The 4,394-nt window shown below is 56.8% G+C and carries 4 protein-coding genes and 1 pseudogene; 3 read left to right on the top strand and 2 right to left on the bottom strand.

Features of this window, described 5'->3' with window-relative positions:
* The coding region (locus MVK46_RS00330; protein WP_297534383.1) for an HAD-IC family P-type ATPase at window positions 1–1,031 on the top strand (1,031 nt) is incomplete at its 5' end.
* A gap of 42 nt (window positions 1,032–1,073) precedes the next feature.
* Here MVK46_RS00330 and MVK46_RS00325 read toward each other — a convergent pair.
* Together MVK46_RS00325 and MVK46_RS00320 are read right to left on the bottom strand one after the other, a co-directional pair.
* Window positions 1,074–1,949, bottom strand: a complete 876-nt coding sequence (locus MVK46_RS00325; protein ID WP_297534384.1) for an MEMO1 family protein — start codon at window positions 1,947–1,949, stop codon at window positions 1,074–1,076.
* Between the two features lie 43 nt (window positions 1,950–1,992).
* The gene (locus MVK46_RS00320) at window positions 1,993–3,018 is read right to left on the bottom strand and encodes a pyridoxal-phosphate dependent enzyme (protein ID WP_367182617.1); all 1,026 of its coding nucleotides are present in this window, start codon (window positions 3,016–3,018) and stop codon (window positions 1,993–1,995) included.
* A gap of 81 nt (window positions 3,019–3,099) precedes the next feature.
* Between MVK46_RS00320 and udp the strand changes: the two genes are divergently transcribed.
* Both udp and MVK46_RS00310 read left to right on the top strand, forming a co-directional pair.
* Window positions 3,100–3,933, top strand: coding sequence for a uridine phosphorylase (gene udp, locus MVK46_RS00315; protein WP_297534381.1), 834 nt, complete (start codon window positions 3,100–3,102; stop codon window positions 3,931–3,933).
* A 1-nt stretch (window position 3,934) separates the two neighbouring features.
* Window positions 3,935–4,394, top strand: a pseudogene (locus MVK46_RS00310) (hypothetical protein); the annotation flags it as partial.

Raw genomic sequence — 4,394 nt, 5'->3', positions numbered from 1 at the left:
GGAACGGAATCCGCGTCAAGATGATTACCGGCGACCACATAGCGATTGCAAAGCAGATAGCCAAGATTCTCGGTATCGGAACCAGAATATACACGGCCGACGAACTCGACAGGGCTAAGGGACACGAACTCGTGGAGCTTTGTGAGAAGGCCGACGGCTTTGCGCAGGTCTATCCAGAGCACAAGTTCAAGATAGTCAAGGCCCTCCAGGAGGCCGGCCACAAGGTCGCGATGACGGGAGATGGAGTCAACGATGCCCCAGCCCTGAAGCAGGCGGACGTTGGAATCGCCGTCTCGGGAGCAACTGACGCGGCCAGAGCAGCGGCCGACATAGTTCTACTGGCGGCTGGAATAAGCGTTATCAAGAACGCCATCGTCGAGGCCAGGAAGATATTCCAGAGGATGTACAGCTACGTTGTCTACCGTATCACTGAGACAATCCGCGTGCTGTTCTTCATAACGCTCAGCATACTCGCGTACAACTTCTATCCAGTGACGGCCGTAATGATAATCCTCCTAGCTTTGCTCAACGACCTGCCGATAATCACCATCGCCTACGACAACGTCAAAATCAACCGCTGGCCCGAGAAGTGGAACATCCGCGAAATCCTAACGGTGTCAACAATCATCGGAAGCATGGGCGTCATAGAGACCTTCCTCCTGCTCTGGATAGCAATAAACTACTTCCACATCTCACCCAAGACGGCAACTGGCCTGGCACTGCTCCAGAGCATCATCTTCCTGAAGCTCGCGGTAGCGGGACATCTGACGATATTCGTCACGAGGACGAGGGGGCCGTTCTGGAGCATAATGCCCGGCAAGTGGCTCCTCTGGAGCGCCGTTGGAACGAAGATAGCGGCGACGCTCATAGTGGTCTACGGACTCGGAGTTGCGGCAATAGGCTGGAAGTACGCCGGCTTCGTCTGGCTCTACTGTATCATATGGTTCTTCATCGAGGACCTCACAAAGAGGGCCGCCTACAAGTTCTTCAGCTGGGAGGTCAAACACCAGCGCCACAAGGCGGCCTTCTGAAGGTCTTCCCTTTCTTTTTAATTTAAAAACAGAAGAAACGGCTCACCTTCTTAGAACTATGCTCGCGTAGCCCACGACGGCTTCTGTACTTCTGCTGACCTCGTAGCTCGTCGTGTAGTGGAGAAGCTCACCCTCCACAGCTCCGGCGAGGCGGGAGTAGACTATCGCGCTACCAACCGCTGCGGGTCCGCACATCGTGTGCCTCATCTCGCGGAGCTCCCTGAAGAGACCGTCAACGTCGAAGTCGAGGATTCTCCTAATCAGCCTGAAGTCCCACTCCCTTATCCTGTGGGGCAGTTCGTTAGCCCTCACCCTGAAGGGCACGTAGCCGTAAACCGGGCCGTAGTGCATGAAGTCGGTGCTCGCTATCACAACGACGTCCCTGCCAAGTTCCTCGCTCGCCTCGAATATCGCCTTTCCGAGGGCCCTCGAAACTTCCTCGTCCTGAATGCCGAGGGTTATCGGAACGATTCTAACTTTTTTCCCCGCGAGTTCGCTGATGTACTGGATAAAAGGCACTTGGACCTCAATGGAGTGCTCGTATTTGTGGGCAAGCTCGTCCAAATCGGCTATGCCGGAGAGCTTGGCAATCAGCTTTGCCATTTCCCCATCGACCTCGATGCTCCCAAGCGGGGTGAGCCACTCGCCTCCGGGGTAGACTGCTATCGGCGAGCCCAGGCCGGTGTGATTCGGTCCCAGGATTACGAAGGTCTCGGGCAGGCCGTCCTCGAAGATGGCCTTGTAGGTTCTTGATGCAGTGTAGCCCGAAAAGACGTAGCCGGCGTGGGGCGCGACTCCAGCGGTTATCCTCCTCTCGCTACCCTCTTCACCGAGGTCTTTGAAGAACTCCTCCAGCATCTCGATGAGCGCTTCGTCAGATGGATAGAAGCTTCCCGCCACCGCTGGATACCTTATCACCGTCACCACCTCCGAAGTTAGTTGGCGCGAGAGTTTAAATACTTTAAGTTAGTTTAAGTCCCGAGCCGGTAAGCACGGGAACGACCTTCGAACCGGGGGCAACCGCACGTTCTCTCAAGAGCTTCATCAGGGCGGGATAAACAACCGCCGAGGTGGGCTCGACGAGAAATCCCAGCTTCCTAAGCTCCCGAAGTCCTGTGAGCGTCTCGTCTTCCCCAACGCTCACGCAGAGACCACCGGTTTCCCTCAGCGCTCTTCTCATCTCCTCAAGTCTCGGCGGTTCGGGAATCGCTATCCCCTCCGCGAGGGTGTTTTTCACTGCCGAGCGCTCACAGATGCTCTCATAACCTGAAGCCTGAACGGCGACGAGCCTCGGAAGTTCTTCAATCTTCCCCATTGCTTTCAGCTCGGAAAAGCCCTTCCAGAGACCTAGAAGGAGGGTTCCGCTTCCGGTTGGGGCAAGAACCCAGTCGGGAACTCCGAGTTGCTCGTAGATTTCAAAAGCGATGGTCTTGGTGCCCTCCAAGAAGTAGGGATTGAGCCAGTGGGAGACGTAGGTGATTCCGCTCCGCTCGGAGAACTCGACCGCGCGCTCGTGGACGGTCATCCTGTCGCCCTCAACGTAGTGGACCACAGCACCGAGTCTCTGGAGGAGAGAGAGCTTGCCGGGACTCGTATCGTAGGAGACGAAGGCATGAACGCGGATTCCGTTTGCAAGGCCGTAGAGCGCGAAGCTAAGTGCGGCGTTGCCAGAGCTGTCGAGGACGACCTCTGTGATGCCCTCGTCGAGCAACTTTGATACTGTGACCCAGGTCCCCCTGTCCTTGAAGGAACCGCTCGGCTGGAGGTAGTCGAGCTTAAAGAAAACCCCAACACCGTTGATTTCAAGCCCGCTCACGGGCGTAACCGCCGGAACAGGGACGACTTCCCCTTTAGCGGGCAGATACCTGCGGTAGCGTCTCACGTCGAGGAACTGCTCCGGTGTAAAGGTCTCTGGGTTCCGCTCAACGAGGAGCGTTCCCCGCAGTTGCAGGTAAGGCGAAAGGTTTCTGGATAAGTTCTCCCGCATCGGGAACAGCGCAACATAGCATCACCTTTTTAGGCTCTGACGTAGAGTTTAACCATACGAACCTTAAAAGGGTGGTTGAGGATGGTTGAGAAGTTCGTTTCGGCTGAGAGACCGCAGACGGAGGAGGGAATGCAGTATCACATAGCCTGCAGGCCAGGTGACGTCGCGCGCTACGTTCTCCTGCCGGGCGACCCGGAGAGGGTGCCCAAGATAAGCTCCCTCTGGGACGAGGCAAGGGAGATAGCCTTCCACAGGGAGTACAGAACGCACACCGGCAGATACAAGGGCGTCCCAATAAGCGTCACCTCGACGGGAATAGGCGGGCCTTCGACGGCGATAGCAGTGGAAGAGCTTGCCGCAATAGGGGCCGACACCTTCATAAGGGTCGGCTCGACCGGTGCAATCCAGCCGGGAATCGAAATCGGCGACCTGATTATAGCAAAGGCCGCGGTAAGGTTCGAAGGAACCTCAAAGCAGTACGTCCGCGTCGAGTATCCGGCCGTTGCGGACCTTGAGGTAACGCTGGCCCTAATCGAGGCCGCCGAAACCCTTGGAGTCCGCTACCACATAGGCATAACGGCCTCAACGGACAGCTTCTACCTCGGCCAGGGCAGGCCCGGATTAAACGGCTACTTCCCGAGCTTCGCAAGGAACATCCTCGACGACCTCAGGCAGGCGAGGGTTACGAACTTCGAAATGGAGGCTGCTACATTGTTCACACTGGCGAACATCTACGGCCTGAGGGCGGGTTGCGTCTGCGCGGTCTTCGCCAACAGGGTTACCGATGAGTTTGGAAAGGCCGGAGAGAAAGAGGCCGCGATGGTGGCAAGCGAGGCGGTAAAGATACTGGCCGAATGGGACGAGGAGAAGGGGAAAGCGGGCAAGAAGGTGTGGTTCCCTGGCTTGAGGGGTTGATATGGACGAGAGACTCCTCAGGGTCAGGGGCCTCCTGAAGGAGGGCAGGCTCGACGAGGCAAAAAGGGAAGCGGCCCGAATAGCCGACCCATACTGGCGCTCCTACGCAATGAAATGGCTTGCAGAAGCCCTTTCGGAAAGGCCGGAGGAGGCAGTTGAAGTCGCCCTCTCAATAGAGGAGCCTTCAATTCGAGACGAAGCCCTCCGCTCGCTTGTTTACCTTTTTTCGAGGGAGGGCAGGTTTAAGGAAGCTGTGGAAACAGCGAGGAAAATCAAAAACCAGTTCCTGAGAAAGAAAGCCCTCAGAACCGTTGGCAATTTCCTCGCAAAGGCTATAGCCGAGAGGGGCGCGGGCATAAGGCTCAGCGACCTAAACCTCGATGAGAGAGACCTCGAGGACCTCAAGCCCCTTCCGTATGGAATTGTGTACAAAGACGGAAAGCTGATGCCCGGCTCCACCC

The sequence above is a fragment of the Thermococcus sp. genome (genome assembly GCF_027066465.1).
GTDB lineage: Archaea > Methanobacteriota_B > Thermococci > Thermococcales > Thermococcaceae > Thermococcus.
Note: the sequence above shows the minus strand (reverse complement) of the source record. Positions and strands in the feature narration are given on the sequence as shown.

Excerpts from the sequence above, each read along its gene's own strand:
- udp (WP_297534381.1), top strand. The coding sequence starts at position 3,100 with ATGGTTGAGAAGTTCGTTTCGGCTGAGAGACCGCAGACGGAGGAGGGA.
- MVK46_RS00320 (WP_367182617.1), bottom strand. The coding sequence starts at position 3,018 with ATGCGGGAGAACTTATCCAGAAACCTTTCGCCTTACCTGCAACTGCGG.